Annotated in this window: 16 protein-coding genes; 7 read left to right on the top strand and 9 right to left on the bottom strand. The window is 66.4% G+C overall.

The annotated features are described in order from the left end of the window. Nucleotides 1-279: 279 nt before the first annotated feature. The 3 genes from E2484_RS01065 to E2484_RS25345 form a co-directional block, all read right to left on the bottom strand. Nucleotides 280-897, bottom strand: coding sequence for a cupin domain-containing protein (locus E2484_RS01065; protein ID WP_137283374.1), 618 nt, complete (start codon nucleotides 895-897; stop codon nucleotides 280-282). 47 nt (nucleotides 898-944) lie between these two features. Next, entirely contained in the window at nucleotides 945-2,150 is a 1,206-nt protein-coding gene (locus tag E2484_RS01060) for an inorganic phosphate transporter (protein WP_137283373.1), read from the bottom strand. A 112-nt stretch (nucleotides 2,151-2,262) separates the two neighbouring features. Beyond that, entirely contained in the window at nucleotides 2,263-2,391 is a 129-nt protein-coding gene (locus E2484_RS25345; RefSeq protein ID WP_321111365.1) for a hypothetical protein, read from the bottom strand. A gap of 183 nt (nucleotides 2,392-2,574) precedes the next feature. Here E2484_RS25345 and E2484_RS01055 point away from each other — a divergent pair, with 183 nt between their 5' ends. Next, nucleotides 2,575-3,858, top strand: a complete 1,284-nt coding sequence (locus E2484_RS01055) for an MFS transporter (RefSeq protein WP_137283372.1) — start codon at nucleotides 2,575-2,577, stop codon at nucleotides 3,856-3,858. Nucleotides 3,859-3,880: 22 nt separating this feature from the next. Here E2484_RS01055 and E2484_RS01050 read toward each other — a convergent pair whose 3' ends face one another. Together E2484_RS01050 and E2484_RS01045 are read right to left on the bottom strand one after the other, a co-directional pair. After that, nucleotides 3,881-4,471 (bottom strand): hypothetical protein, encoded by a 591-nt coding sequence (locus tag E2484_RS01050; RefSeq protein ID WP_170977196.1) that lies wholly within the window; start codon nucleotides 4,469-4,471, stop codon nucleotides 3,881-3,883. A 388-nt stretch (nucleotides 4,472-4,859) separates the two neighbouring features. Then, nucleotides 4,860-5,636: an enoyl-CoA hydratase/isomerase family protein gene (locus tag E2484_RS01045; RefSeq protein ID WP_137283370.1), complete on the bottom strand. Its 777-nt coding sequence runs from the start codon at nucleotides 5,634-5,636 to the stop codon at nucleotides 4,860-4,862. Nucleotides 5,637-6,081: 445 nt separating this feature from the next. Between E2484_RS01045 and E2484_RS01040 the strand changes: the two genes are divergently transcribed. Continuing rightward, nucleotides 6,082-6,582, top strand: coding sequence for a DUF5797 family protein (locus tag E2484_RS01040; RefSeq protein ID WP_137283369.1), 501 nt, complete (start codon nucleotides 6,082-6,084; stop codon nucleotides 6,580-6,582). Nucleotides 6,583-6,623: 41 nt separating this feature from the next. On the opposite strand, the gene E2484_RS01035 is transcribed toward E2484_RS01040, so the two are convergent. Together E2484_RS01035 and E2484_RS01030 are read right to left on the bottom strand one after the other, a co-directional pair. Further along, on the bottom strand, nucleotides 6,624-7,727 hold the full coding sequence (locus E2484_RS01035; RefSeq protein ID WP_321111359.1) for a DUF5787 family protein: 1,104 nt from the start codon (nucleotides 7,725-7,727) through the stop codon (nucleotides 6,624-6,626). A 133-nt stretch (nucleotides 7,728-7,860) separates the two neighbouring features. Then, nucleotides 7,861-8,298 carry a bis(5'-nucleosyl)-tetraphosphatase gene (locus tag E2484_RS01030; RefSeq protein WP_137283368.1) on the bottom strand — a complete coding sequence of 146 codons (438 nt, stop codon included), beginning with the start codon at nucleotides 8,296-8,298 and terminating at the stop codon, nucleotides 7,861-7,863. Between the two features lie 304 nt (nucleotides 8,299-8,602). Here E2484_RS01030 and E2484_RS01025 point away from each other — a divergent pair, with 304 nt between their 5' ends. Next, on the top strand, nucleotides 8,603-8,929 hold the full coding sequence (locus tag E2484_RS01025; RefSeq protein WP_137283367.1) for a 30S ribosomal protein S10: 327 nt from the start codon (nucleotides 8,603-8,605) through the stop codon (nucleotides 8,927-8,929). 490 nt (nucleotides 8,930-9,419) lie between these two features. Here the strand turns inward: E2484_RS01025 and E2484_RS01020 are convergent, their stop codons facing one another. Together E2484_RS01020 and E2484_RS01015 are read right to left on the bottom strand one after the other, a co-directional pair. Next, on the bottom strand, nucleotides 9,420-9,686 hold the full coding sequence (locus E2484_RS01020) for a DUF7513 family protein (RefSeq protein ID WP_137283366.1): 267 nt from the start codon (nucleotides 9,684-9,686) through the stop codon (nucleotides 9,420-9,422). Then, nucleotides 9,683-11,260: a Na+/H+ antiporter NhaC family protein gene (locus tag E2484_RS01015; RefSeq protein WP_137283365.1), complete on the bottom strand. Its 1,578-nt coding sequence runs from the start codon at nucleotides 11,258-11,260 to the stop codon at nucleotides 9,683-9,685. Before E2484_RS01015 ends, E2484_RS01020 begins: the two co-directional genes overlap by 4 nt. A gap of 139 nt (nucleotides 11,261-11,399) precedes the next feature. On the opposite strand from E2484_RS01015, the gene E2484_RS01010 reads away from it, so the two are divergent. The 4 genes from E2484_RS01010 to E2484_RS00995 all read left to right on the top strand — a co-directional run bounded on the left by E2484_RS01010 (nucleotide 11,400) and on the right by E2484_RS00995 (nucleotide 13,975). Then, entirely contained in the window at nucleotides 11,400-12,683 is a 1,284-nt protein-coding gene (locus tag E2484_RS01010) for an amidohydrolase (protein ID WP_137283364.1), read from the top strand. Nucleotides 12,684-12,725: 42 nt separating this feature from the next. Then, nucleotides 12,726-13,091, top strand: a complete 366-nt coding sequence (locus tag E2484_RS01005) for a plastocyanin/azurin family copper-binding protein (RefSeq protein ID WP_137283363.1) — start codon at nucleotides 12,726-12,728, stop codon at nucleotides 13,089-13,091. Nucleotides 13,092-13,228: 137 nt separating this feature from the next. Continuing rightward, on the top strand, nucleotides 13,229-13,525 hold the full coding sequence (locus E2484_RS01000) for a HalOD1 output domain-containing protein (RefSeq protein ID WP_137283362.1): 297 nt from the start codon (nucleotides 13,229-13,231) through the stop codon (nucleotides 13,523-13,525). Between the two features lie 162 nt (nucleotides 13,526-13,687). Then, complete coding sequence (locus E2484_RS00995) at nucleotides 13,688-13,975, top strand: DUF5789 family protein (protein ID WP_137283361.1); 288 nt, start codon at nucleotides 13,688-13,690, stop codon at nucleotides 13,973-13,975. Nucleotides 13,976-13,998: the final 23 nt, after the last annotated feature.

Below are 13,998 nucleotides of genomic sequence, written 5' to 3'. Positions count from 1 at the left end.
CGTTGGCTTCGAAAGCCCCGCCCGGTCGCGGTCACGCGAGCGGTGGACGGCGCGCCGCGATGCGAGCGGTACAACCGCGAGCGAAGCGAGTGTGACCTCGGAAGACGCGGGTGGTCTTCCGGCGGTCGCTGAGGCGACCACGCCCTTCGGGCACGACCGGGCGGCCCCTTTCAGTCCACCCAGACAAGAGATTTGGTCGTTCGAGCGCGTGCCGTGGTTCGGTCGTTCGAGCGCGTCCGGCCGGTCGGCCTGCCACCGCGCATCCGGACAGTGCCGTTCTTACGTTCCGAACGGACTCTCGGCCTCGGTACCGCAGTCGGGACAGACGACTAGCGTTTCAGGGTCTTCGCTCGGCGAGTCCGACGCCGCGGCGTCGGACTCGCCGAGCGTGACTCGCATCTCGGTTCCGCAGTCGGGACAGCCTCCGGGGACGTTCGCCGTTCCGCAGTCCGGGCAGACGAGGAGCGGTCCGTCCTCGTCCGCCTCCGGGCGCAGGTAGTCGTGGCCGCACTCCGGACAGTCGAGGGGAATCCGCACGTCGTCGCTGTCGCGGGGTGCCCCGAGCGCGAGCGCCACGAGGTCGCAGTCGGCGTCGTTCCGGCCCGACTGGTACTCGCCGGGCGCGAATCTGACTGCCTCGCCTTCGGTAAGGGTGATTTCGTCGGCGTCGTCTCGCTCCGGCGCGAGCGTCTCGAAGGTCGCCTCGCCGTCGAGGACGACGAAAATCTCCGCTTGGTCCCCGTGGGCGTGGAGGCCGCTCGGGAACCCTTCGTCGGGCGGGATTCGGTAGTGGACGACCGCGAGGCCGGTCGCGCCGAGGGGGTCCGAGAGCCTCCGGCGGTCCACGCCGTCCCCGAAGTCGGCCGGTTCGACCTCGCCGATAGTGACTCTCTCCATGCCCGACGGTTCGGCCACCGGTGACAAATCGTTTCGGTCGCCGGGGACTACCCACCGAGGACCTGCGCGAACGCCCAGTACACCCCGTATCCGACCGCGACCGACGTGACCAGCGTGACGAGCCAGAACGCCAGCGTCACCCCGATCTTCCGCCGGGAGACGCCGGCCGACCCGCCGGCGAGACCGCCGCCGATGACTCCGGAGATGATGATGTTGTTGAACGAGATGGGGATGCCGAGCGCGATGGCGAGTTGCGCGATGACGAATCCGGGGACCAGCGCGGCGATAGACCGCCGAATCCCGAGTTGGGCGTACTCCCGCGAGGTCGCCTGCAGCAGACGCGGCGCGCCCATCCACGCGCCGGCGAGGATGCCGGTCGCACCGATTGCGAGCAGGACGACTCCCGGTAGGCCGAGTTCGGCCCGGTAGAGGTTCTCCAGCGGTCCCGTCGCCAGTCCCACCTGACTCCCGCCGCTGGAGAACGCGACGACGCTCCCGAGGGCGACCAGAAACGTCTTGACGCCCGCGTCGACCGAGACCTCCGTCCGTCGCCGGATGAACCGAAAGCTCGCGGCCGCGACGAGGAGCGTCACAACGCCCGCGGCGACGTCGAACCCCGCGACGACCGGGGTGTTCACGACTCCCGCGAGGAACCCGGCGACGGACCCCTGCTCTTCGCCGGGCGGCGCGGGGATGATGCTCAACTCGACGTTCGCCACGATAGCGCCGACCAACCCCGCCAGTAGCGGGACGCTGACCGTCTCGGGGATGTCGTCGCGCCGGAGAACCGTGGCGGTGAGGTACGCCAACCCGCCGGATATCGGCGGGACGAGCGCCCAGAACGTCACGATGCGTCGATACGTGTCGAACGCGGGCGTGCCGCCGAGCGACAGTCCGACGCCGACCATCGCGCCCGTCGTGGCGAACGCGGCCGGAACCGGGTAGCCGGTGTAGACGCCGAACGCCATGAACGCGGTGGCGGTCAACAGGCCCGCCGTCGCCGCCAGCGACGTGATAGCCACGCCGTCGATGAGTCCCGCCCCGACGGTGTCCGAGATACTTCCGCCCTGCGTCAGTGCGCCCAGCGCGGCGAGGATGCCGATGAGGAACGCGGCCCGCATCGTCGAGATGGCGTTCGCGCCGATGGCCGGAGCGAAGGGCGGGGAGTTGCTGTTCGCGCCGAGCGCCCACGCGGTGAACAGTCCCGTCACCGTCGCCAGCACGACCAGGGTCCAGAAGACGAGTCCCGCCACCGTCTCACCAGTGCTCCGAGTCGGTTCCACAGGGAATCGGTAGGCGTCCTCCCACGGCTATTCAGGTGAACCAGGTGCGCACGAGACTTCGGTTATCCAGTGGACGGATAACTCACCACTCATCGCGCGGCGGGAGTTCTTCGCCACACCGCCGACAGTACCGCATCGGTGCGCTCGACGCTCGCTCTTCGCTATCGACGGTGGCCTTCCGCCCGCAGTTCTCGCATTCTATTTTCGTCATCGTTCACGTCCCCGTGGTCGGCGGCCCGCGCCGCGACCGAGTGTAGAATATCACACCGTACGACCCCGGGCATGATAAACTTACGCACGGTCCGGAACGCGCCCTTTCGCGTCGAGTCCACGCGACCGACGCTCACCGCTGGTGCCACAACCGTCTTGGCCGTACGTGTCCTCGTTCCGGCGAATGGCGCTGTTCGGAACCGACCGGCGAGTGTTGACCCTCGCGTTCGCCCGGATGATAGACGCGGTGGGCAACTCCTTTCTCATCGTAGTTCTGCCGCAGTTTCTGGACGAGGTGATTCTCGACGCACCGGGCGGTGGGGCCGAATTTCTGGGCATCTCGGTCGCTCAGTCGATTCTCATCGGCGTCGCGCTCTCGCTGTTCGGTTTCCTCAACAGCTTCGGCCAGCCGTTTACCGGGCGTCTCTCGGACCGGACCGGCAGGCGCAGGGCGTTCATCCTCGCCGGTCTCGCGCTGCTCGGGGTCGCCAGCGGGGCCTACGTCTTCGCAGAGAGCTACGCCGCGGTCCTTCTGCTCCGGATGTTGCAGGGCGTCGGCGCGGCACTCGCCATCCCCGCGACGGTCGCGCTGGTGAACGAACTGGCGACCGACGCGACCCGCGGGGGTAACTTCGGCGTGTTCAACACCTTCCGGCTGATCGGCTTCGGCTTCGGCCCGCTCGCGGCGGGCGTCCTCCTCGAACTCGGCCCCTACTCGACGCCGGCGGGCACCGTCTCGGGGTTCGTGGCCGCCTTCGGGGTCGCCTTGCTCGGCGCGGCGACGAGTTTCGCGCTCGTGGCCGTCTTCGTCTCGGACCCCGAACGGACGCAGGCCCGGGCGGGCGACGAACTCGCCGTGTCGGTCAGCGACCCCGAGGACAGCGGTCTCGACCCCGTGTTCACCCTCGGCGTGGCGACCCTGTTCATGGCCATCGGCATCGGACTGTTTGCGACCTTGGAACCGCAACTCTCGGACCGACTCTCGCAGGGGTCGGTCCTGTTCAGTGTCGAGTTCGCGGCGGTCGTCATCGCCAACGTCGCCTTTCAGGTTCCCGTCGGTCGGGCCAGCGACACCTACGGCCGACGACCCTTCCTCGTCGCCGGATTCGCACTGCTCGTCCCCGCACTCCTCACGCAGGGAGTCGTCACCACGCCGACCGGGATGGTCGCGGCCCGGTTCGTGCAGGGAGTCGCGGTGGCGATGGTGTTCGCGCCGTCGCTCGCGCTGGCGGGGGACCTCGCCGAGGAGGGCGAGTCGGGAACGAAGCTCTCGATTCTCACGATGGCGTTCGGTCTGGGGACCGCCGTCGGCCCGCTGGCGTCCGGGTTCCTCGTGATCTTCGGGTTCGTCTGGCCCTTCGCGTTCGGCGGCGCGCTGGCGGCCGTGGGACTCGTGCTGGTGTACACGCAGGTCGAAGAGACGGTTTCCGACGCCGACGAACTCGTCTCGCCGACACCGCAGGACTGAATGGGCGTCGTCCGCGAGCGCGTCAGGCCACCAGTTTCAGGAAGAAGAGACCCCTACCGAGTATCAGCCACGCGAACACGAGAACGTTCCAGACCGGGCCGCCGAGCCAGACGAGACCGACCAGACCGCCGACCGCGAACAGGAGGACGCCGCCAGCGACGACCCGATTCACCCGCCGGAAGAACGCGGCGCGCTCGGCGGTTTCGGCGTCGATTGGCGGGTCGGCGGCCAGTCCCACCTCGAAGGCCGACCACGCCGTCTCGAACACCCGAGTCGGAATCGCGTAGAACCCCTGTATCGCAGTTCGTTTCTCGACGCCCGGCGCGACCGAGAGCCAGCAAATCGTGAACGAACCGGCCGAGACCTGCCGGACCGACGTGAGCGTCCGGAGGTCTACCTCGCGCCAGTCGCGGTATCGAGGAGTGGCGAGCGTCAGCGAGTCGGCGTCGATTCGGCCCTCGGAACTCAGCAGTTCGCCGAGTGCGGAGCAACCGACCGCGAGGAGTAACGCGCCGAACCAGAGCGGATGGTCGGTGAGTGTCGCCCCGCGTCGGGAACGACCGCGGCGAGTCCTGTCCCGACGACGGCTACGACCGCCAGAGGCCACCGCCACTGCTGGTCGCGGGTCCACGTCGCCATCGCCGACTGGTGGGTCCGCGCCGCCGAATCGCGGGACTGGTCGGCTGTGACCCTGACGATGGCGTAGAACCAGACGAGGCGGCCGAGTACGAGGAGGACGAACACCGCGACGAGTCCGGACGTCCAAGGCTCGACGACGGTTGCGGACGGGAGCAGGTCGTCGGCCGTCGAGAAGAGTGCCGAGACGAGCGCACCGCCGAGCAGTCCCTCGGCGAGGTAGAACAGGCCTCGAATCGCCCGGGAGTCGGCCGGGCCGACAGTCCACGAGAGACGCGCCGCGGAGACGGACATCTCCGGGGTCCACGACGCTCGGCGGCAAAAGTATGTGGCGCGTATCGGTTCCTCAGCCGTGCCTCCGGGGATTACTCGAAGTCGGGCGCGCGGTCTTCGAGGAACGCCTGCATGCCTTCGCGCTGGTCGTGCGTGCCGAACAGGCCGCTCCAGAGGCGGCGCTCGTAGCGCAGGCCAGCCTCCTGGGAGGTCTCGTGAGCCTGGTTCAGGGCCTCCTTCGCGGCGGCCAGCGCGTAGGTCGGCTTGGCCGCGAGGTCGGCGGCGAGTTCGGCCACGTGGTCGTCAATCTGGTCGCCCGCGACGACTTCGCCGACGAGACCGTGTTCGTGGGCGTCTTGGGCGTCGATGCGCTCGCCGAAGAATATCAGGCGGCGCGCGATTTCGTCGCCGACGAGTCGCGGGAGTCGCTGGCTGCCGCCCCAGCCGGGGATGATGCCGAGGTCGATTTCGGTCTGGCCGATGACGGCGTCCTCGCTGGCGACCCGGAGGTCGCAGGCCAGCGCGAGTTCGCAACCCCCGCCGAAGGCGTAGCCGTTGATGGCCGCGATGGCGGGCGCGGGGAACTGCTCTATCTTGTCGGCGACCCGGTGGCCCAACTCGGCGTAGGCCTGGGCCTCGGGCGTCGAGAGGTCCTGCATGTAGCTGATGTCCGCGCCAGCGACGAAGGCGTCGTCGCCCGCGCCCGTGAGGACGAGCGCGCCCGCGCCCTCGGCCTCCGCCTCGTCGAGCGCCTCGTCGAGGGCTTCGAGGGTATCGACGTTCAGGGCGTTGAGTCTGTCGGGCCGGTCTACGGTCAGGGTCGCGACGCCGTTCTCGTGGTCGAGCGTGATGGTCTCCCAATCGGACATACGGAACACGACACCCGCCGCGCGGAATAATCTTTCCGAGGCTCGGGTGCGCGTTTCTTGGCTCTCTACCTCGACGCGATAGTTTCGCTTTCCATCCCGGCGCGTGCGGGCGCGGCGCGCAGAACTGCGCGCCGCGCCCATCCGCGCGAGGGACGAGTAGCGCAGGCCCGTGGCCGAGCAACGCAGGCGGTTGGGGAGGCGTGAGGCTGTCGCGGTCGCGGTTGCGGTGCTGTGCGGCGTCGTGCAGTGCGGTTGCGGTCTAATTGGCGTCGGCAGTAGCTAGCTTCTTCACCACTTTCAACAGAGATAGAACTTCTTCGCCACGTCCCACAAAGACAGACCACCCCAATCATCCCGACTCACCGAACTCCACCCGTCCCAGCGACACCGAACCACTTTCTCACTTCCGGAAAGCGGAAATATCACCCCGCCGTAGCGCCGACCGATGACTCTCTCGGAGGAGGCCCGCGAGCGACTCGCCGACCTCGTGGAGCTACAGCCGACCAAGAACGCGGAACTACAGGAGCGATGGGGTCTCGAAAGCGGGAGCGAGGTCCATCAGTATCTCGAGAACGAACTCGGAGACTACTACTACCGGGACGACAACAGCCTCATCCGCGCGACCTCCGAGGCCGCGGAGATGGTGGACGTGGAACCCGGCGTCGTGGACGACGAGGGCGGAGGCGTCCCCGAGGCCATCCGGGTGCCGGAACTCCAGCAACAGGTGTTCTCGGTCGTGGCCGGCCCCGACGACGAGTCCGAGAGCGTGGTTTCGGTGCTGAACAAACTCCGCGACGAGTACGGCGTGAACCCCGCGGCCGAGGACGTGCGGAGTGCCCTGCAAGCCCTCAAGCGCAAGGGCGTCGTAGAAGTCGTCTACCGGACCGTACCGACGTTCAAACTGGCCGTCGAGCGAGATTCGGTCGAGGTGTCGGTCTCGGAGTAGTCCGGCCGACGACTCCGCCTGACGACTCGCCAGACCGACGACTACCCCGGCCGATTCCGCTCCCGCCTATCCTCTAACAACTCCCGAATCCCCTTGCCCGGCCCGCCCTCGATCGGCCAGCCCTGCGTCCGCCACTGCGGAGGTTCCGGCGAGAAGTCGGGGCACGACCCCGAACACTCCGAACTCGTCTGGTGGCAGTCCTTGGCGGCGCAGTAGGGTAGGAGCGTCCGACCTTCCCGGCGCAACTGGAAGTGGCGACAGTCCGGGCGCATCGTCTCGGCGTAGGCCCGCCACCCCTTCTCGTAGGCGCGCTCGGCGATTTCGAGGCGCTTGTGGGCCTTCCACTCGGGGTCGGCGTACTCGAACCGCGCGGCCGACTGGCCGTACTTCGTCTCCTCGCCGCGTTCCAGAATCCGAGTGCCGGGGGCGTCGGCGTCGAGACTTCGGGGGAACCACTCCACCGCGGCGCTTCGCCCATCGCCGGTTCCCCGGGAGTCGGGGTCGAGCGTGAGGATGCCTGCTTCGACGGGGACGCTTTCGAGGAGGGCGGGTTCGACGCTCTCGCCGGTCGCGCGCGTGGCGACCCACACCTCGTCGGCCAGCGCGAGCGCCACGTCGTACTCCAGTTGCGCGGCGAGGTGACGGGCCGCGCTGGCGTCCAGGTCGGGCTTGTTCTCGACGGCGACGATGCGGTCCATCCAGTCGGGATAGGCCCACTTCCGGCGGATTTCGATGCGGTTGTTCCGCTTTCGGGTGTCGAGGATGCCGCGGTCGGCGGCGCGATGGATGGACTCTCGGACGTAGCGCCACGGGTAACCGGGGTCCGGAAGCGCGTCCTGATACCACTGCCAGTCCGGCGGCGCGTGGGGAATCACGTCGAGCAGGTCCGAGTCGAGTCGCCGGGGACCGAAGTTCGCTCGCTGGCGCAGGGCGTCGGGGTCTACCTCCATGACGATGGTGTCCCATCGCCTGCGTTTGGTGCCGAGTTGGCGGGCGACGATGGCGGGGCAGTCGTCACCTGCTCCGTCCGCGTCGTCGGCGTTCACGCCGGGCGGCCAGTTGCGCTCGGCCCACCGGCAGGCCCGCAACTCGAAGACGAACTCGGGGTCCTGCTCGGCGATCGCGTCGGCGTCCGCGTTGCTCACGGTCGGCGTTCGAAGTGGGTCGGCCTAAGTAGTTCGGTAATCGACCGGTCGTCGCTCGCGTGGCCCTGTTCCGCGCGGCGGCACTGCTGACTGGTCGCCGGTAGCGTCTCGAAAAGTGCGGTCGACGCGGCGATTACACGTCGCCGTTCTCCTCTTTCTCGTTCAGGAACTCGTGGGCGTCTTCGAGGATTTGTCGCGGGCCGTCCTGCGTGATGGTGTTGATGGCCTGCTCGTAGTCGCGCCACTGATGGTCGCGGTGTTCGTGGGAGAGTTCCGCACTCGCCTCGTAGGACTTGGCCACGAACAGGTGGACCGTCTTGTGAATGGTGTTTCCGTTGGCCTCGAAGACGTAGTCGTAGTCGTCGCGGAAGCCGTCGAGGAGGCGGAAGTCCTGAATGCCCGCCTCTTCTTTCACTTCCCGTATAGCCGTTTGCTGTAGCTCTTCGTCCCCCTCCACGCCGCCTTTGGGGAACTCCCAGTCGCCTGGACGCGACTTGAGGAGGAGGTATTCCCGGCGACCGCGGGTATCCCGGTAGAGGATTGCACCCGCGCTCGTAGCTTCAACCGTCATTTACTGGAGTATATACGGCGGTGCGTTAAGAGAATGTCGGAGGATGGTTTTCGGGAGATAGTTCGAAACTTATTAACAGTTGTCGAGGAACTCGATGGCAGTTGTCACGTTCGTGGTCGGTGCGACCGGGGACGAACGGCGGTGCGAACTGTCGGGCGAGGGCGACCGAACCGAGGTGGTCGGGTCACTAACTGACCCCTGTAGTTCTTCCCGACGGCCCGGTCGTCGTCCGGAACGCCCGCGCGAAGAACAGACGTTTTACGTACCTCGATGCTGAAGACGTTCGACACCGAACTCCCCAGCCATGACCTTCGTAACCAAAATCCGGCTTCAGAGTGGGAACCGCCCCGCGCTGGAGCAGGTCGTAGACGAGATTCGCTCGACAGCAGAACGAAAAGGCGCGGAACTCCGCGGGCCGCACTCGGCACCGCCGGAGCGACTCGAAGTTCCGCAGTACAAATCGACGGCGGGCGACGAAACCCGACAGTTCCGCTCGTGGGACTACACGGTGTACACCCGCCAGATGGAAATCGTCGGCCACAACGACCTGGCCCGGCAGGTCACTCAATTCGACTTCCCGGACGGCGTCCACATCGAAGTGGAACTGAAACAGGTCGAGCAGATGGCCTAATCGTCTCTTTCTCTCTCCACCTCCCGTCGCTTTCGATGGGTTTCGGATTCGTCTCGACTTCTTCGGTGGCTACTGGTCGAACCGATATCTTACGACACGCTGACGGAAGTGCTGGAGGGTAACGAGGACGCTAACTACTCCGTGAGCCAATCGTACCGCACGGCACCCCACCGCGACGGAAGACGACCCGCGCCTTCCGAGACTGCACTCGCGTTCGCTCGCGCAGACACCGCGACCGGGGCCTCACGCCTCCTCACCCTCTTCCTTCGCTCCTTTCAGTCGCTCGGACATCCACCGTCAGAGGCACGCTCTGAGACCTTCAGTCACTTCTCTCCTGAGATTTGGCAGACCTCGCGCGGTTGGCGCGGTCTCGAACTTCGAGACCGCGCCAACCGCGCGCCGAAGCCAATAGATAAGCGCTCTTGAGATAGCTACCCCTTTCTCAAGAAGTTATATTTGTGTTCTAAAAACAGGAAAAATGGTCTCGGAGTCAGAACGACGACTCGCCGACCGTCTCCAGGTACGTCGCCGTCCCCTGGTGGTCGTTGTCGTCGAACTCCTCGACTCGGAGTCTGACGCGGGTGTCGAGCGCGTTCTCCGGTGCGTCCTCGATGCGGAGGACGGTGTCGCCGACGCGCACGACCGCCGTGCCGCCGTGGTAGCCCGTCACGAACGCCGAAATCTCCTCGCCCGGTTCGAAGCTGGGCTTGTTCGTCCGGAAGCCCAGACCAGCGAAGTACTTCTTTCTGAGACTCATACGCGCGCCACCTCCTCGGACTCGCGGTCGGTAGTGTACTCCAGACCGAACCCGGTCAGCGCCGAGATGATGAACACCGCGAAGAGGAACCAGCCGTGGAACACGAACGGCCAGACCTCCGCGGGATTGACCAGCATGGCCTGCGTGAACCAGTCGAACTCGCCGACCAGACCGCGCATCTCGGTGTAGCCTACGAGGACGCCGCCCGCCCACGGGAAGATGTACCCGAGTGCGGCGGTGTTGGCGTCGAGGATGTTCGCCCGGCGATAGGCGTTGATGTTGAACCGCTCGCCGATGCGCGCGATGTACGGCGCGATGGCGATTTCCGCGGCGGTGTTGATGGTGATCATCGCGTTGACCGACGCCGTGCCGAGGACCATCGTGGTCTCGGCCCGCCGGACGTTGGTTGCGACCCGTTCGAGCAACCAGTTCTGAATCGCCTCGAACCCGCCGCCCTGGATCATGATTCGCGCTCCCGCCACGATGAGCAGGGTCAGGACGATGAGGGGGAAGAACCCGGCCGCGCCCGAGTAGATGGTGCCCGAGACGCCGATCTGGTCCGACGTGGCCGGGACGGTCGCCACGAACGGCAACACGTCGAGCGACCGAGCGATTGCGACGCTCTCGGGAGCCGTGAACAACAGCATCTCCGAGACCGGCGCGAGGTCGAACAGGAGATTCGCCGCGATTGCGACGACGAGACCCCACGAGATGGCCTCCACGATGTGGCGACCGCTGATTGCGGTGGCGATGACGACGCCGATAGACGCGAGGTGGACCAGTCCGAGCGCCTCGGTCTGTGCGCCGAGGATGTCCGCGCTCCCGGCCACGTCCGCGCCGGGCATCACCGACCCCGCGACGAGATAGCCCGTGAACGCGAGGACGGCCGCGACGATGGCGTACTTGAACCGCGAGGCGACCACGCCGCCGATGTCGGCGTCCTGCGTGACCGCGCTCACGATGGTCGTGTCCGAGACCGGCGCGAGGTTGTCGCCGAACACCGCGCCCGACAGGATGGCTCCGAACAGCAGGATCGGGTTCGCACCGATGAGGACGCCCGCCGGGAAGAACAGTCCCGTGAACGCGATGACCGTCCCGTAGCCAGTGCCGATACCGGTCGCCAACAGGGCCGCGAGGACGAACGTGATAGCCGGGAACAGCGTTGCACCGACCGAGAGCACGTCTGCGGCCCAGACGAGGCCACTGACGAACTCACCCGCCTGTATCGTGTTGGCGAACATGCCCGCCCAGAGCCACGCCACGATGGCGGTGGCGGCCACGCGCTGGGTCATCCCCTCGAAGATGGTGTTGGCGTAGGTCTTCCAGTTGCCCTTGGCGAAGAACATCCCGACGACGAGCGAGACCAGCATCCCGGCGACCAGTCCCGTCGTGTCGCCGATTCGCAGTACCCCGCTCTGGAAGATGGCCCACCCGATGAACAGCGCGATGGGGATGGTGCTGGCCGCGGGTCCGCCATAGAACTCGATTCGCGGTCCGCTCCGGGCCTCTCTGGCGTCTGCCAATTCCTCTGCGACGGACTCTTCCGGTGACTCTTCGTCTCCCGTGTCTACCATGCTCTCGGTACGTTCTACCGAACCTGGGTATAAGAAGCCACTTGATGAGAGAACCGTCACTTTCGCAACCCGAACGTGAACGGAAGCGGGGTTTGCCGCCCCTCAAGCACTTAAGGTCTCTGCGTTCCTCCGAACCCACATGAGTCAACAGGCCGAACGCGACCGACTGGTCGAGATTCGACGCGACCTCCACCGCCACCCCGAACCCGCGTGGCGGGAGTTCTACACCACCGCCCGAATCGTCGAGGAACTCGAACGAATCGGCGTAGACGACCTCTACGTCGGCCCCGACGCCATCGCCGAGGACGAGCGCATGGCGGTCCCCGACGACGACGAACTCGACGAGTGGTACCAGCAGGCCCGCGAGGCGGGCGCGGACGACGACGTTCTCGAGCAGTTGGAAGGCGGTTACACGGGCGCAGTTGCAGTCCTCGAAGAAGGCGACGGCCCGACCGTCGGCCTCCGCGTGGACATCGACGGACTCCTCCGCGGGGAATCGACCGACGTCGACCACGAACCGGCCGCGGAGGGCTTCCGCTCCGAACACGAGGGCGCGATGCACGCCTGCGGTCACGACGCCCACGCGACCATCGGCCTCGGGGTCGTCGAGGCCGTGAAGGACGGCGACTTCGAGGGCACCCTGAAGGTCTTCTTCCAACCCGGCGAAGAGATGATAGCAGGCGGGAAGTCGATGGCCGAGAGCGACCACCTCGCCGACGTGGACTACCTGCTCGCGGCCCACATCGGTCTCGACCACCCGACCGGCGAAGTCGTCGCGGGCATGGACGGCTTCCTCGCGGTGAGCCACTTTCGGGCCGAGTTCTCCGGCGAACCGTCCCACGCGGGCGGCCGACCCAACCGGGGCGAGAACGCGGTGCAGGCGATGGCGACCGCGGTCCAGAACCTCTACGCTATCGCCCGCCACGAAGACGGCGCGACCCGCGTGAACGCGGGCAAGGTCGGCGGCGGGACCGCGACCAACATCGTCCCCGAGGAGGCCTTCGTGGAGGGCGAGGTCCGCGGCGAGACGACCGAACTCAAGGACTACATGAAAGAGCGCGCCGAGCGCGTCGTCGAATCCGCCGCCGAAATGCACGGCTGTGAGGTCGAGATAACGACCAACGGCGAGGCCCCGAGCGCCGAGAGCGACCAGGCACTCGTCTCCGTCGTCGACGACGTGGCGGACGACACCGAAGGCGTCGAGAACGTGGTCGAGCGCGACGAACTCGGCGGAAGCGAGGACGCGACCTACCTGATGCGGGCGGTCCAGCAAAACGGCGGCAAGGCGGCCTACGTCGGCGTCGGCACCGACCACCCCGGCGGCCACCACACTGCGACCTTCGACGTAGACGAGGACTCTCTTCCCGTCGGTATCGGACTGCTCGCGGGAGCAATCCGGGAGATCTCCGCAAAGCGACCCTGAGTAGAGTAACCCATTCGATGGCCGGTACCGAGTAACGTATCGATGGGAGGAAACAGTCCGACCGCGATATCTCGACGGCAGTTCCTCGGCGCGGCCGTAGGGACTGGGGCATCCTCGTACGCCTCGGGCAAAGCGGCAACGCGAGCGCAGGAGAACCGAACCACGATAGACGTGACCGACGGACTCGTGTTCGACCCCGACGAGACGACGATACCGCCGGGGTCGACCGTCGTCTGGAAGAACGTCGGGAGCGTCGGCCACTCGGTGATCGGCTACGAGGACGAGATTCCGGACGAGGCCGAGCACTTCGCGTCCGCCGGATTCGATAGCGAGCAGGCCGCTCGGGACGCCTATCCGGAAGGGGAAGTCGCTGGCGACGAAACGTATTGTTGGCCTGCTTCTTCTTGAAGTACGGCGGAGACTACGGATTAGAGTAGTCGAGCCGCTGATATCAATAAAGCAACCTCTTCAATTTGATGCGGTGATTTTTTATAGATTGCTACGCCAACGTTGGGTATCGTCAATCGAACCGAGGGAGATGACAAATGAGTGAAAATGCCGCCGAGAACCCGAACGAGACCGACGATATCACCGGAAGCGCGATGTACGACCGAGACGAGCCGCTCAGCACCGCGGTTATCCACGCGGTCGCTGACGCCGCCGACGTGGACCCCGCCGAACTCGGGACGCCGCTCTACGACCAGATAGACCCCGACGCCCTCGATAATCTTTTCAGCGATAAACACAACGGGATGCCCCGCGGAAGCGGGCACGTCGTATTCAGTCTCCTCGATTACGAAGTTACCGTCTATAGTGACGGCTACGTCGTCGTCCGTGAGTGATCGACGCTCGAACGCTCCACGACGACTGCGATACTGGAACAGACCGCACTCGACGTGGCCACTATGAGGCCCACGTCACGTCGAATCGACGACCCGCCGAGATAGAGCGCACGAAAGGGTCGTTCCGAAAGCTCTAATCCCGAGGGATTCGAATCGCGGCGTATGGCTGACGACAACGAGGAAGAAGCAGAGCCTGCCGTCGAACTCGGCGAAGGCGAAACTGTCGAGGGTGCGCCGCTCGTGCGCGTCGCCTCGCGGCTCCACTGGCCGGTACAGAAGAGCGAAATCCTCCGGAAGGAGGAGGCGACCATTCGGACGCCCGACGGCCCGCGTGAGCTGGCCGACCTCCTGGAACAAGTCGACGAGTCCTACTTCGAGAGCCGTCAGGAGTTTCTCGAACTGGTCCGCGGGGTGACCGGCACGGGACCGGTCCCGACGGCCGACGAGTAGCGTGTCGGTCGCTCGGTCGGTCC

Source organism: Halorussus salinisoli, assembly GCA_005239435.1.
In the GTDB taxonomy this organism is placed as follows: domain Archaea; phylum Halobacteriota; class Halobacteria; order Halobacteriales; family Haladaptataceae; genus Halorussus; species Halorussus salinisoli.
This window is presented reverse-complemented; position numbering and strand designations above follow the sequence as displayed.